Genomic DNA, 18,320 nt, shown 5'->3' on the forward strand with positions numbered 1-18,320 from the left:
GATTTACCAGGTGACGGCCTGTCGCAGTCGGGAAAAGGCGACGACGGTGACCATGACGACGGCTGCGAGCGTGATCATGCCGGCCGAGGCGTAGCCGAAACGAGAAAACTCGAAGCCCTGCTGGTAGGCATAGATATTGAGCGTGGTCGACGCATTGCCCGGCCCGCCACGCGTGGTGATGTAGATCACGTCGAAGAAACGCAGCAGATCGACCGACCGCAGGATCGCGGCGGACAGCAGTGTCGGTGCAAGCAATGGCAGGGTGATGTGAACGAGCCTCTTCCAGCCGATCACGCCATCGATTTCCGCCGCCTCGAACACCTTCGTCGGCAGGGACTGAAGGCCGCCCAGAACCAGAAGTCCGATCAGCGGCGACCATTGCCAGGTGTCGACGGCGGCAACCGTCAGAAGGACCCACTTGGGATCGGCGAGCCAGAGGCTCGGGCCGATCCCCACCTCCCCGAGCAGCCAGTTCGCAACGCCGACGGCCGGATCGAGAATGACGATAGCCATCATGCCCACGACCACCGGCGGCATCATGAAGGGCATGACAGCCACCGTGCGAACGAGATTGCGCGCGCTACGCACCCGGTTGAGGGTGAAACCAAGCCAGGTGCCGATTACCATCTGCATGGCGAGCGCAAGTCCATAAAGCACCCATGTCAGAATGAAGGCGTTGTGAAATTCCCCGTCGGAAAGTAGCTCGAGATAATTCGCAAGACCGACGAAACGATCATCCATGCCAAGCGAGTTTTCGCGCAGCGAAAGCCAGATCGCATAAAGAATGGGGAAAACGATCATCAAGCCGACGAATGCCACGGCGGGCGCCATCATCCAGCGAAAGGAAAGAACGGTCTGGCCGGGGCCGGAGATGCGGGAAGGCATCGGAGCGGTCATCACACAGGGATTCCTCATGAAAATGATATTTGTGTCTGCAATTGCCTGCCCGAAGTCGCGCCAGGCCGCTCGCCGTGAAACTGACCGGCGACCTGTGCAACGATTGGGGAGAGCAATATTTCCCGCCGGGGATCCGGCTCCGGACTTTGCAGCACGGAACCGGATTTCCCGGGAGGAATTCCTGGGGCCGGCGAATTATTGCAGGGCGAGCAGGGCCTTGTCCGCCTCGCAGGCGCCATCCTTGATCGTATTGTTGCCGAGCAGGTAATCCTGAACCACCTTGCCGATGATCTCGCGGGTCTGCGGCACCTTGTCGGTCGGCGATGCGTAGTCGCCGGTGCCGGTTTTGCTGATCTGCCTGATGGCGTCGGCCCAGCTCTTGCGGATCGGCAATTCGTCGGTGAATTTTTTCATATCCGCACCATCAAAGACCGAGCTGCGTGGCGGCGCGACACCAGCCTGAATGAGACGGGCCTCGATCTCCGGCGACGTTGCCCATTGCATGAACAGCCAGGTGGCCTCCTTGCGTTTGGAGAAATTCGACATCGAAAGCCCCCAGCCGAAGGCAACGGGCTTGGAAATGCCAGTCTCCTTGCCGGGCGGTAGTACCTTGATGGCAAGATCTTCAGCGCGGCCGGGGAATTTGACGATATTGGAGAATTCGTTGGAGGACTCATGCGTCATGGCCACCTTGCCCTGACCGAGAAGTTCGACGACCTGCGGGAAGGAATGGTTGGAAGCACCGACGGCGCCATAGGTTTTCAGAAGATCGCCATACATCTGCAGGCCGGCTATGGTCTTTTCCTGGCACAGGCCCGGCTTGGTCTTGTCCGCGGACTTGAAGTCGCCGCCAAGATTGAAGACGAAAGACGCCATCGGATAGGGGATCGCATTGCGCACGCCGCGCGCCGTCCAGGCGTTGACCGACTTGTCGCATTCCGAGATTGTTTTTGCGGCAGGAAAATTTCACTGCCGCAATAGCTAACATGTTACCTTGACTGATAGTGACATTCCACCACGGCGCCCTTATGCATTCGGCAGCGGTTTCATTTGACGTCACGCTCTGGGATGGCTGCCCCAAGCATGGGGAAACTGCCCGGAAAGCCCGCCAGAAGGGCGGCTACCGTGCGATCGCGCGGTTTTTGGCATTGTGAATGTGCTGTTCCATCGCGGCGGCTGCTGCGGCCGGATCGCGTGAGGCAATCGCATCGAGAAGGTTCAGGTGATCGTACATCGTGGGCAGGACTAGCGGAGGATTGAGCTGTGTATGCGCCTGGCGGATCAGCCGGATTTTTATGGCGTTCACACGGTAGATATTGGTGAGGATCGAATTCTGCAGGGAATCGATCATGCCGTGATGAAATCGGGAATCCAGCTCCTGCGCCCTGTCCACAAGGGCTCTGGAAACGTGATTGGCGTCCGGTTCGGCATTGCAGGCATCGATGATATCCAGATGTTCCTGCCGGATGGCCTCCAGCGTCTCATCGCTAACCAGCCTCGCGAATATCTGGACCGCCTCCTTTTCCAGAAACAGCCTGACCTGAAATGCATCCTGCACCAGATTGAGATCGACCTGGGCAATCTGCATGCCACGCTGCGGAACCGTCACCAGCAGCCCTTCGGCCTCAAGGCGCGGGATCAGCTCACGGATCGCCGCAAGCGGCAACTGGGTAAGCTCGACCAATTGCCGTTGCGAAACAAATTGTCCGGGGCGGAGCTGGCGGGAAAGAAGGTGCTCCGTGAAACTGGAATAGGCGCGGTCTCTCTGATTGACGTGCCCCTCCGCATTTCTCAGGCTACGGCCATCCTTTTTCTTTTTCTCTACCAATGAGCGAACCTCCAATGCATGTACCTAACATGTTAGTAAGGTTGCCAATGAGATTCAATCACGGTCAAAGATGAAATTCGAAAATAGGCCATTCAGGCTCGAGGGGACTGAAATGCCCGCGTGATCCGTCGCAGCACGGCGTTCGCGTGATCGCCGGTGACCGCGGAAATCATCACAACGTCCAGCTTTGAAAGTTCTGGGAGCAGGCCTTCCCTCACCTCCCGCAGACCGGCAGGCGATACACTTCGCGCCAGCAGTGCGACGCCGATCCCGGCTTCGGCAGCCGCACCCACCGCCGTTGCCCCGGTTCCGACGAATACCTCGCGCCAGGCGATGTCCGCCGCCTCCAGCGCCCGAAGGGCCATGGCTCGCAAATTGCAGGGCTCCGGTTGAAGCACCAGCGGCACCGGCAGGTTCGAAGACAGATCGAAATCCGCGCTGCGGTACCAGCCGAAGCTTTCCTGAAACAGCAATTCGCCATCGCGGCGGATGTCCTCGTGCCGCAACACGACAATCGCATCGAGCGCGCCGGCATCGTAGAGCTCAAGCAGGGTCCTGGTGCCGGCGGTGCGCAGATGAAGCGTAACGCTCGTCTCACGCTCGCTGATCACCCGGAGTATCCGGGGCAGGTCGGCCCCGATCAAATGATGCGTGAAACCGATCGCGAGGCGGGTCGGCTCCTGCCCAAAGACATCGAGCGCACGCCGGCCAGCCGCGACATAAGCCCGGGCGGGCTCCAGAAAGCGTTCGCCGGCGGCCGTCAAACGCACACGGCGCGGCGTCCGTTCGACGAGACGATGCCCCAACATGTCCTCAAGCCGGCGCAGGCGCAGCGATATCGCCGCCTGTGACGTGTTCATCACGCCTGCAACCCGCGTGAACGACTGCAATTCTGCAACGAGAAGGAAAGCCTCGACGGCCTCGGGATCCAATGAGCGCATGTCTTGCATAACAAGCTGTTATCGCTGAAATGCGCAAGCCCCTAATTCTATCGGGTTCTCGCGAGCGCTATTGCACACGAAAACTCTCGATAGGAGCTTTTCGTGTCTTCACAGATTTCCTCGCTCACGCCAGCCGCCGACCGCCGGATTTGGGCAGTCCTTGCCGTCGCCGTCGCAACGCAAACCGCCGGCTCGTTCGTATCGCAGGGGATTTACATCCTCGTGCCCTTCTGGCGGGAAGCATTCGGCATCTCCCTCGCATCCGCGTCCCTTGCCGTGACCGTCATGAACGGTGTGCAGATCGTGACGATGTTCACGCTCGGCCGCGCCATCGATATTCACGGTGAGCGCCGCATTGTCGGCATTGCCATGCTCGGCATGGCGCTCGCGATGGCCGGCGCGGCGTCATTCGCAAACAGCCTGCCCGCGCTGCTTTTGTGCATCGCGTTTCTGGGCGGCACCTATGCTGCGGTTCAACCGGGCGGCACGCGGGCGATCATGCGCTGGTTCCCGCCTGCCAAACGCGGCATAGCGACAGGGTTTCGGCAGGCCGCGGTTCCTTTCGGAACGATGATCGCGGCCGCCCTCCTCCCGTTCATGGCGGTTCGTTACGGATGGCATGCGGCAGCATGGCTCTGCGCCGGTGTTTCCGTCATGGGCGCCGCACTCTTCTGGGGTCTCTATCGCGAGGGAGGCGATGTGGCCGCAAAAACCGAGCGCCCGCTTCCCCTGGCAAAACTCGCCCGTGAGGTAGGGCAGAATCCGAGCTTCTGGCCTGTATTGCGGCTTGGTATCGCCATGTCGGCATTTCAATTCACCCTCACCGCACACGTCATCGGCTTCATGGCGGATGGATTGGGCCTTGGCCTTTTTGCCGCATCGTCCATGTTTGCCGCAACGCAGCTTGCAGGCATTCCTGGCCGGATTTTGCTGCCATGGCTCAGCGACCGTTTACGACCCGGCCTTCGCACGCAATCCTTCGGCCTGGTATCCGTCATTGCCGCAGGCGCTGCCGCAATCCTCGCGGCTCTGCCCATCGACGCCCCGGCACCTATTATCCTCGTCATGCTTGTCGTGCTGGGAATATTCGGGATCGGGTGGTTTCCACTTTATCTTCTGCAGATCGCCGAAAGCGCACCGAAAGGTTCGATAGCGTCGACGATCGCCTTCGCTTCCACGATCTGCCTGGGTGTCATGGCAATCGGCCCCTATATATTCGGCCTTCTGGTCGATCATTTTGGCTACGGGGCAGCATGGTCCGCACTGATCGTGCCGGTGGTCGCAACGGCGCTACCCCTCGCAATCTCATCGCCGCGCCGGCAGAAAGCTCAGATCGGCTCTTCATGAAACGGGATAGGCGCGGAGGCAATCGAAGACATAAAAGTGACGGCGGTCGCTGGGAAACCTATGCGGCTGCTGCCTTCCGAGGAAAGCGAAGGGCAGCGCAATCTCTCCCGAAATCGCCGATTTCGGGAACTGATTTTCTATAAAATTAGTAGATATAGAATGACCGGTCTTCCTTTATACCGCTCGAAGGCCTTACGATCCGTTACAGAATGCTTCTGAACCGCATCATGCCACCGTCGTCAATCGCCCGCCCGCACCGACCGCCGAACCAATCAATAACCGAAATCCTCCGGAAAATCCGGGGCGTAAAAGACAGGACGAAAAACGACAGATGCCACGTTACGTTATCATTGGCGCCGGCGCGGTGGGCGCGAGCCTTGCAGCACAATTCGCACTTTCCGGCATTGACTATGCGCTTTTCGGACGGGGCGCCCAGATCAGCCATATCAGGCAGCATGGCCTCACTTTCCAGCGCCCCGCGGAGACGCGGCAGATCGATCTGAAGGTTTTCGACCTGACGGATCTTCCGGAATTGACGCCGGACGATATCCTCCTGCTCACGGTGAAAGCTCAGGATGCCGTAAGCGCGCTCGCCTTCTGGTCCTGGCAAAGCGTCTCGAACACGACAACACCGGCAGCGGTAAACCTGCCTGTCGTGACTTTTCAAAACGGACTGGCGACAGAAGCGAATGCCCTGAGAACATTTGCCCGGGTCTATGGTGCAAGCATTCTGACACCGGCGCGGTTCACCGAAACCGGCAAGGTGGTGGTGGGCGGCGAACCGCAATTGGGCATCGTGACAGTCGGGCGCTTCCCGCTTGGACAGGATGACGTAACCGCGCAGGTCGCGGCGGACCTGAACAGGGCTGGATATCTAGCCGAGGCAAGCGACGATATTCGCCGCTGGAAAGCAGCGAAGCTCCTTCACAACGTTCGCAACGTCCTCGAACTTTTCGACGGTCCGGCCGATCTGAACGACAGGGTCAGCGCGGCTCTGGTGGATGAGGCCCGTCATGTGCTGGAAGCGGCAGGCTACACCCTAGCCTCGCCCTCCGAGCGAACCGTCGACATTTCGAACTGGCGGGTGGCGCCGAACAGCGGAATTCATCCGGGCCAGCAATCGACATGGCAGAGTTTCAGGCGCGGAGCCTCGAGCGAAGTGGATTTCCTCAACGGCGAAATCGTTCTGCTGGGCCGGCTTCACAATGTTCCGACGCCCTATAACCAAGCCGTTCAAACGCTTGCCGGAAAACTGGCGCATCAGGGCGGGTTTTCAAAGCCGCTGCCACTCGATGCAATCACGTCTCTCATCGCCGCCCCGGACCGGACGGCGCATGCCAATCCCGCCGCTTCTTCATGAGCGGCGGCCTGTAGCAGTGCGACTTTTGAAACGACAGTGTGAAACGATAATGCGAGAAGCCATATCAGACCATATCCTCGCCGCCGCTGGCACGCTCTTCTATCGAGAGGGCATCCGGGCTGTCGGCATAGATCGGATCATCGAAGAGGCGAATGTTGCAAAGGCGACGCTCTATCGGCATTTCCCGTCGAAGGATCACCTCGTTGCGGCCTATCTGGAAGCGCGTCATGAGCGCGTGATCTATTCGCTTGAGAAAGTGCTGAATGCGGACATGGCTCCGAAGGAGCAGATCCGGTTGATCTTCGAGCAGCTCCACGAAAAGGCCGACAGCCCGGATTTTCGCGGCTGCGCCTTCGCTCTTGCGGTTGCGGAACATGGCGAATCCGAGCGCGTCGTGGTCGTTGCGCGTGCCCATAAGGCGAAGGTCAGGGACGTGTTTGCCGCTGTTCTTGCAAGAGCCGGCAGCACCGTGGAGATTGCCGCCGCCCATCTTTCGCTTCTCTACGAAGGGGCCTTAGCGACCGTCGCCGTCGGGCGCGATCCCAAAGCGGTGCTGATTGCGCGTGACTGTGCGCTCTCCGTCTTCGACACGGCCGCCTCCACCGATCAACCCAACTGAAAGCAGCAGACAATGACAAAGACGATCGATTATTTTTTCAGCATCGGCTCTCCCTGGGCCTTCATCGGTCTTGAACCGTTTGCTGCGCTGGCGAAAGAACAGGGCGCCACGATCCGCCCCCATGTCATTCCGCTGATCGAGGAAAACGGCGGCATTTATTCGCGAAACCGGCCGGAGGCCAGACGCGCCTACTGGATCAGGGATCTGAAGCGCTGGGCGGCATTGCGCGGAAAAGTGCTGAATTTCGACAATCGCGCCGCTCTCTCGGATCCCTCACCGGCCGGCCTGATGGTTGCCGCGGCGATAGAAACGGACGAGGACTGGCTGAAGCTGGCAGCTGCGCTTCAGGAAGCCTTCTGGGTTCGCGGGGAAGACATTGGCAAGGCGGACGTCCGCCGGGCGATTGCGATAGCCGCAGGCTTTGATAGTGCCGCGCTTGATGAGCACGGCCAAAGCGATGCGGTTGCGGCATTGCAAAAGGCCAGCTTTGAGGCGGCCAGGACAGCCGGTGTGTTCGGGGTGCCGACCTATCGCTATCAGGATGAGCTCTACTGGGGGCAGGACAGCCTTCCGTTCCTCGAGCGTCATCTCAGGGGCGAAAAGCTCGCCGCCTGATATCGCCGCCAGAAGGCGGAGACAGTACTGGCGATCTGCCGGGCAAGGCGCTTCGCCTTCAATGCTTATAAGTCTGCTGTAGCATTCTGCTGCCAGATTCCCATGGAATTTTCTTATGCCTGACCTCTCACCTCCTCTCATCCAATCGCTGCGGAACCTCCTCGGGGAGCGTCTTTCAACGTCGCTGACACTGCGCGAGCAGCATGGGCGCGGCGAAGCGCATCATGCAGCCGTGTTTCCCGATGCGGTCGCTTTCGCTGAAACCACATCGGAGGTATCCGAGATCGTGCGGCTATGCGCGGCGGAGGGGGTGCCCGTCATCGCTTTCGGCGCTGGCACTTCGCTTGAGGGGCATTTGACGGCTGTCAATGGCGGGGTCTCGATCGACCTTTCGCGCATGTCGAAGATCGCCCGTATCAGCAGTGAAGATCTGGATTGCACGGTTGAGGCCGGTGTCACGCGGGAGCAGTTGAACACATATCTGCGCGACATGGGATTGTTCTTTCCCATCGATCCCGGCGCAAACGCCTCGATTGGCGGCATGGCTGCAACCCGCGCTTCGGGAACCAATGCCGTCCGCTACGGAACGATGCGGGAAAATGTGCTCGGGCTGACAGTGGTGCTGCCGACCGGTCAGATCATCAAAACCGGCGGCCGCGCCAGAAAATCTTCCGCCGGATATGACCTGACGCGGCTGTTCGTGGGTTCGGAAGGAACGCTGGGGATCATCACCGAAATAACGCTTCGTCTCTACGGAATTCCGGAAACCATCTCGGCGGCGCTCTGCTCTTTCGAGAGCGTCGAACAGGCGGTGGCGGCGGCCATTCAGGTCGTGCAGCTTGGCATCCCGGTCGCCCGCATGGAGCTTATGGACCGTGGCCTGATCAGGGCCGTCAACGCCTATTCCGGGCTGGACCTGAAGATAGAGGATACGCTGGCTTTCGAGTTTCACGGCTCGCCCGCCGGCGTTCAGGAGCAGGTCGACATGGTATCCGCCATCGTGGAAGAAAATGGGGGCAAGGATTTCGAGTGGGCCAATGCGCCTGAAGATCGCAACCGTCTCTGGAAAGCGAGGCATAATGCGTTTTATGCTGTCGTATCGCAGAGGCCAAACGCCAAAGGCTGGTCATCGGATGTCTGTGTTCCGGTCTCGCAGCTCAGCAATTGCATATTGAAGACCCGCGAACTTCTGAAAGATTGCAGCGTACCGGCGGCTATCCTCGGCCATGTCGGCGACGGCAATTATCATGTCGTCTTCGCGGTTGATCCCGGCAATGCGGAAGAACTCGGCGAAGTGGCGGCGATCAACAAGAAGATGGTGCGATACGCGCTGTCCGTCGGCGGAACCTCGACCGGAGAACACGGCGTCGGCACCGGCAAGATCGCTTATCTGCGCGAGGAACATGGCGACGCGGTCGAGCTGATGGCGCTCATCAAACATGCGGTCGACCCTGCCGGCATCATGAATCCCGGGAAAATCCTGCCGAACTAGAATTGCCACTTTGCAGTCGATGATCGTGAGGCCATGCGATGAATTCCTTCAAGACTCACAGTTCCCACTGGGGCGCATTTTCCGGACGCTTTGCAAATGGGCGACTGGAGATAGAGCCTCACCCGGATGACCCTCACCCCTCACTACTGCTGGGCAATATTCCGGCGGTGGCCCATAGCCCGGTTCGTGTCCGGAGGCCTGCCGTCCGGCGGGGCTGGCTTGAACGCGAGACCGGCCACGCGCAGCGACGCGGCGCTGACGACTATGTCGAAGTCAGCTGGGCCGAAGCGACGAGGCTGGTCGCGGATGAGTTGAAACGGGTCTATGACCATCATGGCCCGAGCGCGATATTCGGCGGCTCCTATGGCTGGTCGAGCGCCGGCCGGTTTCATCATGCACAGAGCCAGATTCACCGCTTTTTGAATGTTCTTGGCGGATATGTCCGGTCCGTCAACACGTATAGTTCCGGCGCGGCCATGGTTATAATCCCCCATGTGCTTGGACCGTATGACAGCTTCGACCGCAAGAGCGTGACCTGGGATGCGATCGAACGCAGCAGCGAGCTGGTGCTTGCCTTCGGCGGGATGGCGATCAAAAACGCCGATGTCCACGGTGGAGGGATCAGCACGCACACGGTCCGGCAGAAACTGGCCGGCGCGAGGGCTCGCGGTGCGCATTTCACATTCATCAGCCCCTTGGCGGACGATTTTCCCGCTGATGCGGGTGCCGAGTGGCTTCCCATTATTCCCGGTACGGACGTGGCGATGATGCTCGGGCTTGCGCACGTCCTCGTCACCGAAGAGCTGCACGACCGGGCGTTTCTGGACCGTTATACGGCTGGATATGACCGGTTCGAGAACTATCTTCTTGGCAGGGAGGACGGCCAGCACAAAAGCCCGGAATGGGCGGCCGCAATCTGCAACATCGCCCCGGAGACGATCCGCAAGCTGGCGCGAAAGATGGCGAGTTCGAGAACCCTGATTACGGTCAGCCACTCGCTTCAGCGGGCCGATTATGGCGAACAGCCGGTGTGGATGGGCATTGTCCTTGCCGCCATGCTTGGCCAAATCGGACTGGACGGCGGCGGATTTTCCTACTCCCTCGGCACGTTGGGTAATATCGGCAAGAACCTGCTCGCCGTTCCCTTGCCAACGCTGCAGCAATTCAAGAACCCCGTTCCGGACTATATTCCCTGTGCACGCATCGCCGATATGCTGCTCAATCCCGGTGCCGAGTTCCATTACAACGGGCACACGCTTCACTATCCCGATATCAGGCTTGTCTATTGGGCGGGCGGCAATCCATTTCACCATCATCAGGATATCAACAGGCTGCGAACCGCTTTCCGCCGTCCTGAAACGATCATCGTCCACGAGTCGGCCTGGACTTCGACCGCCCGGCACGCCGATATCGTGCTACCCGCCACGACCACGCTTGAACGTGACGACATCGGCGCTGCCGATCGCGATCCCCTGATGATCGCCATGAAGCGGCTGATCGCCCCCGTTGGCGAAGCACGCGACGATTATGAGATATTCGCCGGGATTGCGCGGGAACTTGGCAGGTTCGATGCCTTTACCGAAAACCGCAGCAGCGGAGAATGGCTCGCCTTCCTGTACGAGACGACCCGTCAGGCGCTTGCGGCCGGCGGCCACGACGCACCGGACTTTGAGACCTTCTGGAAGCGAGGGGAGCTGCTCCTTCCAGTCAAGCCAGACGACGGTGGCCCGGCGCGCGCTTTCCTTCACGACTCCGGGACGAAGCCGCTGGCGACACCGTCAGGAAAAATCGAAATCTTTTCGGAGACTGTCGAGAGCTTCGGATATGATGACTGCAAAGGTCATCCGCGCTGGTATCCGCCAAGAATGGAGACGCCCGATGATGCCCGCCTCCATCCCCTGCATCTTGTCTGCAATCAGCCGTATCAACGTCTGCACAGCCAGCTGGACTATGGCGATTTCAGCCGTTCGACCAAGATCAGGGATCGGGAGCCCGTCCGTATCCATCCGGCCGACGCTTTGACCCGCGGAATAGCTGACGGCGATATCGTCAGGCTTTTTAATGCGCGCGGCAACTGTCTCGCTGGCACCGTCATCAGTGAAGACGTCATGCCGGGTGTGATGCAGCTTGCCACCGGCGCATGGTTCGAGCCACAGGATGCCGCGGTGGACAATTCCATCTGCATCCATGGCAATCCCAATGTCCTGACCCGCGATATCGGCACTTCGAAACTGTCGCAGGGTTCGACCGGCCAGATTGCGAAGGTGGATATTGAGCTTTTCACCGGCGACTTGCCGCCCGTCAGGGTTTTCGAAGCCATGACATTTACGCCACGTGGCAGAGCGTCTTCGTCGCCAGACCATCATCGACCGCCGGAGCGAGACGGCAATTCAAGGGCGTCTGAAACGCCAATCCAAACAGTCGGCAAAATGGCGATAAAATAATTCACTAAATCGATAGAAAAAGAATAACCAGTCTTTCTCCCTCACGCCCGGCTGCTAGTTTATGGGCAAGATAAACACGCAAGGAGGCACCGCGTCATGACTGGAATATGTAGAAGCGGGCGCGCTCCTCAGCCAAGCGAACTCCCAGGAGCCGCTCGCTAACCCTCGCGACGCCCAACCCGACTGCCCAATGAATTCAAGCATTCTCCCGCTCGGCTGAAAGGCCGGCGCGGCAACGGTTTGACATGCCTGCTGCCAATGACGGCCGGCGCATGTGCATCCGCAGGAGATGCCGAAATTGCAACGAAAAACTTTGAATTTTTCAGGATCATATCATGACAAGACGTTCTTTCTCATTCTCCCTGTCGCGTCGCCGGCTGCTTTTCACGGCCTCTCTGGCAGTCTCCGCCTCGCTGTTTTTATCGACAGCGGCACCTCTGAGCGCACTGGCGGCGGATACGCCGCGCGATGGCGGTGACATCACATTTCTGATCGATTCACTGGGTGACACCTGGATCCCCAACAACAGCGCCATCTCCAGTTTCCAGGGCCACATATGGGGTCATGTCACGGATAAGCTGCTTTACGTCGATGCCGAAGGCAAGGTCAGCCCATGGATCGCCGAACGCTGGGAGCAGAACGACACCGCAACGGAATTCACCCTCCACCTCAAAAGCGGCGTGACTTTCTCGGATGGCGAACCGCTTGATGCGAAGGCCGTCGTCGCCAATCTCGACATCTGGTATGCCGGCCGCAAGAACGAGGGGATCAACCCGATCGGCCTCTTCCCCAAGACCTACGATCACGCCGAAGCCGTTGATGCGACGACGGTCAAGGTTTTCTTCAAGAAGCCGACGCTGGGTTTCATTCCAACGCTTGGCTATCACGGTTCCATCCTGATCTCCCCCAAGAGCATCGCCCAGCCCGCAAGCGCGCAGGCAGATCTCAGCAAGACCGCCGGCAGCGGACCTTACGTGGTGGAGTCCTGGAAAGAGGGCGACCATGTCACCCTCGTCAAGCGCAAGGATTATAATTGGGGCCCAGCCGCCGTCGGCCATACCGGCCCTGCCTATCTCGATACCATCACTTACAAACTTGTATCGGAGCCATCCCTTCGCGTCGCCTCCGTTCAGTCCGGTCAGGCGGACGTCGCCTACAACGCCTCGCCCCAGGAACTGAAATCGCTGAAGGAAGAAGGCTTCACTGTTGCGACCCCGCGTTATCTCGGCTTCGTCAACGGCTGGGCCGTCAACACCAAGCTACAGCCCTATGATGACGTAAAGGTGCGCCAAGCACTCCAGGTAGGCATCAACCGTCAGGAAATCATCGACACCGTCTATACGCAGGACTGGAAGCTTGCGACGTCGTTCATCCAGAGCAACGTCCCCGGCGCTACGGATCACAGCGATCTCCTCGCCTATAACCCGGACAAGTCGCAGAAGCTTCTGGACGAAGCCGGATGGGTCAAGGGCGCGGACGGCGTGCGGGTGAAAGACGGCAAGCCGCTGGAATTGACGATCCATTCCAATCCTTACCTGGCAACTTCGAAATCCGTCGATGAGCTGATTGCCCAGCAGCTCGGCCGGCTCGGATGGAAGGTCAACATCAGGGCTTATGATGTCGTGACCTATGGCGAGAAGGTCAAATTCGGCGGCGCCGCAGTTCCCGCATATGAAGTCACGCGCAGCTTCATCGATGCCGGCACGGTTGCCAGCATCCTGACCAACGCCAACAATGGCGAGAACTGGTTTGCACTCGATGAGCGCGATGCGACGCTCAACGATCTGCGCGACAAAATCGCCGGTGCAGGTTCCGTCGAAGACCGAAAGCCGCTTCTGGACAGCCTGCAGAAATATCTGCTCGAACAGGGCTACTTCATACCGCGCACGCAAATCGTTCAGCGCATTTACGTGCAATCGCCGAAGCTGAAGGGCGAAGTCTATAACGGTGTCGCTTACGCCAGCTATTACACAGCGTTCATTGCCGAATGAGGCGAGCACCCACCGAGTAACGTCAAGGAGGTGACGGCATGAGCAATGCCTACCTAACCTATGCCGCAAAGCGGCTCGGCCAGGCGATCGTCGTCATCCTTCTGGCCTATGTCTTCACCTTCGTGGTCGTCAGCGTTTTGCCTGGCGACCCGATCACCAGCGTTCTGCGCAACCCGCAGAACGGTTTCACCGAGCAGGAGATCGCCGAGATCATTGCTGCACAGGGGCTGGACAGGCCGATCGTCGTGCAGCTCTGGCACTCCCTGTCGGCATTCCTGACGGGCGACCTCGGCATTTCCATGCGCTCCAACCGACCGGTCTCGACACTCATTGCCGAGGTGCTGCCATCGACGCTGGTTTTGGCCTCCGCCGGGCTAACGGTCGCCTTGATCCTCGCCTTTGCGGTTGCCTATGGCACACAGGTCGTGCCGAAGCGTTACGGCCAAGGACTGCTGCGCGCTTTCCCATCTCTGTTCCTGTCGACACCTAATTTCGTCATCGGCCTGTTTCTGATCCACCTCTTCGGTTTTCAGCTCAGGCTGTTTCGGGTCATCGAGCCCGACAGCTTCTGGGCGACGCTGTTTGCGGCGATCACCATCGGCATACCGTTTTCCGCACAGATCGCGGAAGTTCTGATTGCCAATCTCGATCATGAGGCCGAGCAGGATTACGCAGCGGTTGCCCGCAGCCGCGGCATCGGGCCGAGAAGGCTTTTCACGACACATCTGCTCAAGCCCGCCTCATTGCCGGTGGTAACCGTTATCGCCCTGACCGTGGGCGAACTTCTGGGCAACTCGCTGATCACGGAAACCGTGTTCGGCCGCACCGGCATCGGCAGTCTCGTACAGCGCTCCGTCAGCACGCAGGACTTGCCGGTCCTGCAGGCCATCGTCTCGCTGGGAGCCGTGGTCTTCGTCGTCGTCAACCTCATCGCCGATCTTCTCTATCCGCTGCTCGATCCGCGGGTGAAAATTATCGTTGGCCGAAAACGTCGTCTGGCAACCGTCGACGACACCCCTCTTGGCCTTGAAACGGGGGCCAAACCATGAGCCTTATCTCCAGCCCGGTCTCCGGCAGCAATCCGTTCGAGAAGCTGAAGGCTCTCAACATCACTGCAACGGTTACCCTTTCCCTCCTCGTCATTGCCATCGTCGTCGCCTGGTCGATTGCACCGCAGCTCTTCACAAGTCTGAGCCCGATCAACGGCGTTCCGGCCGACAAGCTTCTTCCGCCAAGTTTTGCACACTGGTTCGGCACCGATCATCTGGGGCGCGATCTCTATACACGGGTCGTTTATGGCACGGCTTCATCCGTATCGAGCGCTCTGGTCGCTGTCGTCATCGGCGTCTTCATCGGCGGGTTGATCGGTTTGCTCGCCGGATTTTTCGGCGGCTGGGTGGATATCGTCTTTGCGCGTTTTGTCGACGTGCTGCTGTCCATCCCGAAGTTCCTGCTCGCGGTCATCATCGTCACGGCCATCGGTTTCGAAACGATCAATGCGGCGATTGCGACAGGCATATCGGCCATCGCCTTTTTCGCCCGCGTGGCTCGCTCCGAGGTCATCAAGACCCGTCAGGCGACCTTCGTGGAGGCATCTTTTCTCTCGGGTGGTTCGCGCCGCTACATCGTGCTCAGACACGTCCTTCCAAACGCATCCCGCTCGATGCTGCCGCTGGCCGTGCTGCAATTCGGCGAGTCTATTCTGGTGATCGCCAGCCTCGCCTTCCTCGGCTACGGCGATCCGCCACCCTCTTCCGACTGGGGCCTGCTGATTTCAATCGGCAAGGACTACCTCAAATGGCCCTGGCTCGTTTATGCGCCCGCGTTCGTTACGATCGTGACCGTCCTCTCTGTCAACAGGATCAGCCGATGGCTTCGCAAATCGCACTGAAAACAGCGCCAGTCCTTTCCGAGTTCGTGGCAGCGTCTCCGCAACACGCAACGCCCCTCCTTGCGGTCGAAAATCTTGCCGTTTCCTACGGGCGGCAGGAAGTCGTCCATAATGTCGGTTTCGAAATCGGGCGCGGCCAAAGCCTTGCCCTCATCGGGGAATCCGGTTCTGGAAAATCGACAATCGCGAAAGCCGTGCTGCGGCTTCTTCCCAACGGTGCGAACGCCACGGGTCAGGTCGTTTTCGACAGGCAGAACATTCTCGCACTGCCGGAACGGCGCTTCAGGCCGTTTCGGGGCCGCGAAATCGGTTTCGTGCCGCAGGATCCCGGCAACTCTCTCAATCCCGTGAGAACAATCGGCTCGCAGGCGCTGGAGGCCGCGGCGCTGACGGAAGAGGCCAACCCTTCGATCCGCAAGACACTTATTCTCGAAACATTCGCCAAGGTGGGTCTCGACAATCCGCAACGGGTCTACGATTCCTATCCACATCAACTGTCCGGCGGGATGCTGCAGCGCGTGCTGATCGCGCTCGCAATATTGCCGCGTCCTGCCCTGCTGGTGGCGGACGAGCCGACCTCGGCGCTGGACGTAACGATCCAGAAACGCATCCTCGATCTTCTCTCCCGCCTGCGGGATGAGCTGAACATCAGCCTGCTTCTCATTACCCACGATCTCGCAATAGCGGCGGAGAGGGCAGACAATCTCGTCGTGCTGAAGAACGGAGTCGTGCAGGAAGCAGGCAGGACGTCGGCCGTTTTTTCTTCCCCCTCCTCACCCTATGCCAAAAAGCTCCATGGCGACGTGCCCGCGCTCAACCCGGAGCGTTATGCCAAATTCCGCGATCCGGGGTTCAGCCTTCTCGAGAGCGACAAATCGCCAAAGATCGCCGTCAGCGGCGTCACCAAGCGTTTCACCGTCGATGGCAAAACCCTGACGGCGGTGGACGATATTTCGTTTACGGTTCCGGCAGGCACAACCCATGCCCTCGTCGGCGAATCCGGTTCCGGCAAGACGACGACGATCCGCCTGCTGCTGGGGCTCGAAGAGCCGGAAAGCGGCACGATCACGGTTGCCGACGAGACCGTCACGAGCAAAAGCCGGGCTTCGCTCCGGTCCGTCTGGCGGCATCTTCAGCTGGTTTACCAGAACCCGTTTACGTCACTCGACCCGACATGGAAGGTGGGGCAGCTTGTTCGTGAACCACTCGACCGGTTCGAGATCGGGACGCCGAAAGAGCGCTCCGAGCGGGTACGGGAAGCTCTCGCGAATGTCGGCCTGAGCGAGCACCTCCTGGAGCGCAAACCATCGGCCCTCTCCGGCGGGCAGCGTCAGCGTGTGGCGATCGCCCGCTCGCTGGTCCTCAAACCGGATGTGATTGTGCTGGACGAACCCACATCCGCTCTTGATGTCAGCGTTCAGGCTGACATCGTCGAGGTTCTGCTGTCGCTGCAGGCCAAGCTCGGCCTGACCTATGTCTTCGTTTCGCACGACCTCGCCCTGGTCCGGCAACTTGCGCACAGCGTTTCGGTGATGCAGCGGGGACGCATCGTCGAACATGGAGCCGTCACCGAGATTTTCGGCAATCCGAGACACGAATATACCGCGTCGCTGCTGAACTCCATCCCGTCAGGCATTGCCGGGACAGTTCGCGTTCCCGCGGTCCGGCACGCTCTGCGGAAGGAGCAACTCGCATGAATATTGCAGCAGCTTCCCGCGACCTTCCCGCGTTGTTTCGACCGAAACAGCGGCTTGGCTTCAATACGCGGGTGTCGTTCAACGACGATGACGGTCCGGCACAGGGGTTGCGGCAGGGCATAGAATTGTTCAGGCAGGCGGAAAGGCTGGGTTATCAGTCAGGCTGGGCCTATCAGCGTCACTTCGACCATTATCTTTCTTCCCCGTTACCTTTCTTTGCGGCAGTCGGTCAGCATACGCGGCACATCACACTTGGCTCCGCCGTCATCCCGATGCGTTATCAGGACCCGATCCTATTGGCCGAGGCGGCGGGAACGACCGACCTATTGATCGACGGCCGGCTTGAGCTCGCCATTTCGACCGGAGCCAACGGCGCCTTCGATGCCGTTTTCGGAACCGTCGATACCGATGCCCGGACAGAGGCAAGACGGCGCCAGTCGCGCTTCCTCGCCGCCATTGCCGGCGATGTTCTGCACACTGTTACCGAGCGAGACATTGGCGCGCCTGCGGGAGCCGAATTGCGGGTAACGCCACATAGTCCCACCCTGCGCAGCCGTATCCGCCAGGGCTCCGCCAGCCTCGATTCAGCGATACAGGCCGCCGAACTCGGGATTGGCCTGATTTCAGGAACCGTCCTTCACGATCAGGCCGAAGGCGAAACTTTCGGTCAATATCAGGCGCGGATCATCGATACCTATCGCACCCACTGGCTGCGCATCTGGAAAACGACGCCGCCGCCGGTCGCCGTTGCAGCTTCCGTTCTGGTCGGCACCACTCCGGAGCTGAGAGAGAAATACGCGGCCTACGATCTTGAGCGCCGCACGGCGGGAATTGCCGCCTCACGCCCAAAGGGTGCGCTGGCTCCTGCTGGCCAGCCGGTTGGCGCGCTGATTTCTCCGGTCTTTCAAGGCACACCGGATGCGGTCATAGAGACGGTGTTGAGCGACCCCGGACTGGCAGCCGCAGATGAACTCGTCCTGTTTCTGCCTCCCGCTTTCGGATTGCCCGAAAACATAAGATTGCTCACCGATCTTGCGACAACGGTTGCCCCCTCTCTGGGGTGGAAACCCGCTTCCGATCAGCAAGGGCCGGAACAGGCGGCAATGCAGGGTTCTAGACCGCCAGCGTAGTCAGGCAATATTTTCTACATTTTCCATAGAAATAGAAAGACCTGTCTTCCTCATATGCCATGCCGGCT

15 protein-coding genes are annotated in these 18,320 nt (G+C 59.7%); 11 read left to right on the forward strand and 4 right to left on the reverse strand.

What is annotated here, in order from left to right:
- Positions 1-3: 3 nt before the first annotated feature.
- The 4 genes from ACIK7D_RS24860 to ACIK7D_RS24875 all read right to left on the reverse strand — a co-directional run bounded on the left by ACIK7D_RS24860 (position 4) and on the right by ACIK7D_RS24875 (position 3,675).
- Entirely contained in the window at positions 4-897 is an 894-nt protein-coding gene (locus tag ACIK7D_RS24860) for a carbohydrate ABC transporter permease (RefSeq protein WP_020812375.1), read from the reverse strand.
- Between the two features lie 195 nt (positions 898-1,092).
- Positions 1,093-1,797, reverse strand: coding sequence for an extracellular solute-binding protein (locus tag ACIK7D_RS24865; RefSeq protein ID WP_400157762.1), 705 nt, complete (start codon positions 1,795-1,797; stop codon positions 1,093-1,095).
- 220 nt (positions 1,798-2,017) lie between these two features.
- A complete protein-coding gene (locus ACIK7D_RS24870; RefSeq protein ID WP_020812378.1) occupies positions 2,018-2,725 on the reverse strand; it encodes a GntR family transcriptional regulator in 708 nt (235 codons plus the stop codon).
- Between the two features lie 92 nt (positions 2,726-2,817).
- Positions 2,818-3,675, reverse strand: coding sequence for a LysR family transcriptional regulator (locus ACIK7D_RS24875; protein WP_400157763.1), 858 nt, complete (start codon positions 3,673-3,675; stop codon positions 2,818-2,820).
- Positions 3,676-3,768: 93 nt separating this feature from the next.
- Between ACIK7D_RS24875 and ACIK7D_RS24880 the strand changes: the two genes are divergently transcribed.
- From ACIK7D_RS24880 to ACIK7D_RS24930, 11 genes are all read left to right on the forward strand, one after another.
- Complete coding sequence (locus tag ACIK7D_RS24880) at positions 3,769-5,013, forward strand: MFS transporter (RefSeq protein ID WP_400157764.1); 1,245 nt, start codon at positions 3,769-3,771, stop codon at positions 5,011-5,013.
- Between the two features lie 331 nt (positions 5,014-5,344).
- Positions 5,345-6,373, forward strand: a complete 1,029-nt coding sequence (locus ACIK7D_RS24885) for a ketopantoate reductase family protein (protein ID WP_400157765.1) — start codon at positions 5,345-5,347, stop codon at positions 6,371-6,373.
- A 49-nt stretch (positions 6,374-6,422) separates the two neighbouring features.
- Positions 6,423-6,992 (forward strand): TetR/AcrR family transcriptional regulator, encoded by a 570-nt coding sequence (locus tag ACIK7D_RS24890; protein ID WP_400157766.1) that lies wholly within the window; start codon positions 6,423-6,425, stop codon positions 6,990-6,992.
- A 12-nt stretch (positions 6,993-7,004) separates the two neighbouring features.
- Positions 7,005-7,607: a 2-hydroxychromene-2-carboxylate isomerase gene (locus ACIK7D_RS24895; RefSeq protein WP_400157767.1), complete on the forward strand. Its 603-nt coding sequence runs from the start codon at positions 7,005-7,007 to the stop codon at positions 7,605-7,607.
- A gap of 115 nt (positions 7,608-7,722) precedes the next feature.
- Positions 7,723-9,099, forward strand: coding sequence for an FAD-binding oxidoreductase (locus ACIK7D_RS24900; RefSeq protein WP_400157768.1), 1,377 nt, complete (start codon positions 7,723-7,725; stop codon positions 9,097-9,099).
- A 38-nt stretch (positions 9,100-9,137) separates the two neighbouring features.
- Complete coding sequence (locus tag ACIK7D_RS24905) at positions 9,138-11,543, forward strand: molybdopterin-dependent oxidoreductase (RefSeq protein WP_400157769.1); 2,406 nt, start codon at positions 9,138-9,140, stop codon at positions 11,541-11,543.
- A gap of 335 nt (positions 11,544-11,878) precedes the next feature.
- Positions 11,879-13,534, forward strand: a complete 1,656-nt coding sequence (locus tag ACIK7D_RS24910) for an ABC transporter substrate-binding protein (RefSeq protein WP_080820238.1) — start codon at positions 11,879-11,881, stop codon at positions 13,532-13,534.
- Between the two features lie 38 nt (positions 13,535-13,572).
- Positions 13,573-14,583 (forward strand): ABC transporter permease, encoded by a 1,011-nt coding sequence (locus tag ACIK7D_RS24915; RefSeq protein ID WP_400157770.1) that lies wholly within the window; start codon positions 13,573-13,575, stop codon positions 14,581-14,583.
- Positions 14,580-15,425: an ABC transporter permease gene (locus ACIK7D_RS24920; RefSeq protein WP_137454406.1), complete on the forward strand. Its 846-nt coding sequence runs from the start codon at positions 14,580-14,582 to the stop codon at positions 15,423-15,425. The genes ACIK7D_RS24915 and ACIK7D_RS24920 overlap by 4 nt, the downstream gene beginning before the upstream one ends.
- Positions 15,404-17,122 carry a dipeptide ABC transporter ATP-binding protein gene (locus tag ACIK7D_RS24925; RefSeq protein WP_400157771.1) on the forward strand — a complete coding sequence of 573 codons (1,719 nt, stop codon included), beginning with the start codon at positions 15,404-15,406 and terminating at the stop codon, positions 17,120-17,122. The genes ACIK7D_RS24920 and ACIK7D_RS24925 overlap by 22 nt, the downstream gene beginning before the upstream one ends.
- Entirely contained in the window at positions 17,119-18,252 is a 1,134-nt protein-coding gene (locus ACIK7D_RS24930) for an LLM class flavin-dependent oxidoreductase (protein WP_400157772.1), read from the forward strand. Before ACIK7D_RS24925 ends, ACIK7D_RS24930 begins: the two co-directional genes overlap by 4 nt.
- Positions 18,253-18,320: the final 68 nt, after the last annotated feature.

The organism is Agrobacterium sp. P15N1-A (assembly GCF_044626815.1).
Classification (GTDB): Bacteria; Pseudomonadota; Alphaproteobacteria; order Rhizobiales; family Rhizobiaceae; genus Agrobacterium; species Agrobacterium leguminum.

Excerpts from the sequence above, each read along its gene's own strand:
- ACIK7D_RS24925 (WP_400157771.1), top strand. The coding sequence starts at position 15,404 with ATGGCTTCGCAAATCGCACTGAAAACAGCGCCAGTCCTTTCCGAGTTC.
- ACIK7D_RS24860 (WP_020812375.1), bottom strand. The coding sequence starts at position 897 with ATGACCGCTCCGATGCCTTCCCGCATCTCCGGCCCCGGCCAGACCGTT.
- ACIK7D_RS24930 (WP_400157772.1), top strand. The coding sequence starts at position 17,119 with ATGAATATTGCAGCAGCTTCCCGCGACCTTCCCGCGTTGTTTCGACCG.
- ACIK7D_RS24895 (WP_400157767.1), top strand. The coding sequence starts at position 7,005 with ATGACAAAGACGATCGATTATTTTTTCAGCATCGGCTCTCCCTGGGCC.
- ACIK7D_RS24910 (WP_080820238.1), top strand. The coding sequence starts at position 11,879 with ATGACAAGACGTTCTTTCTCATTCTCCCTGTCGCGTCGCCGGCTGCTT.
- ACIK7D_RS24875 (WP_400157763.1), bottom strand. The coding sequence starts at position 3,675 with ATGCAAGACATGCGCTCATTGGATCCCGAGGCCGTCGAGGCTTTCCTT.
- ACIK7D_RS24915 (WP_400157770.1), top strand. The coding sequence starts at position 13,573 with ATGAGCAATGCCTACCTAACCTATGCCGCAAAGCGGCTCGGCCAGGCG.
- ACIK7D_RS24920 (WP_137454406.1), top strand. The coding sequence starts at position 14,580 with ATGAGCCTTATCTCCAGCCCGGTCTCCGGCAGCAATCCGTTCGAGAAG.
- ACIK7D_RS24900 (WP_400157768.1), top strand. The coding sequence starts at position 7,723 with ATGCCTGACCTCTCACCTCCTCTCATCCAATCGCTGCGGAACCTCCTC.
- ACIK7D_RS24905 (WP_400157769.1), top strand. The coding sequence starts at position 9,138 with ATGAATTCCTTCAAGACTCACAGTTCCCACTGGGGCGCATTTTCCGGA.
- ACIK7D_RS24890 (WP_400157766.1), top strand. The coding sequence starts at position 6,423 with ATGCGAGAAGCCATATCAGACCATATCCTCGCCGCCGCTGGCACGCTC.
- ACIK7D_RS24885 (WP_400157765.1), top strand. The coding sequence starts at position 5,345 with ATGCCACGTTACGTTATCATTGGCGCCGGCGCGGTGGGCGCGAGCCTT.